The organism is Flavobacterium nitrogenifigens (assembly GCF_003254565.1).
Classification (GTDB): domain Bacteria; phylum Bacteroidota; class Bacteroidia; order Flavobacteriales; family Flavobacteriaceae; genus Flavobacterium; species Flavobacterium nitrogenifigens.
In genome coordinates this window covers 1-241 of the sequence record NZ_QJRI01000026.1, presented here as the reverse complement: position 1 = coordinate 241, position 241 = coordinate 1, and the positions used below count along the sequence as shown (strand labels likewise).

Annotated in this window: 1 protein-coding gene; it reads left to right on the top strand. The window is 43.6% G+C overall.

The features are described from left to right. Nucleotides 1–241, top strand: a 241-nt coding sequence (locus DM397_RS00115) for a hypothetical protein (RefSeq protein ID WP_204251829.1), incomplete at both ends; no start/stop codon positions are given.

Here is a 241-nt window from a genome sequence, read left to right as displayed (position 1 = left end):
AAACGCTGGAACATACACCAACACTTGGACCGTAAAAGACGACTGCGGTAACACATCTGACACTTTCACTCAAGTGATCACAATTCAGGATACAACTGCTCCTACTTGGACAACTGCTCCAACAGCTCTAAATGTAACTTTAGAATGCAATGACACAGAAGGTCTTGCTACAGCACAGGCTCAAATCCCAGCAGCTTCAGATTTATGCGATGCGGATGTTCTAAACATCACTAAAGTAAGC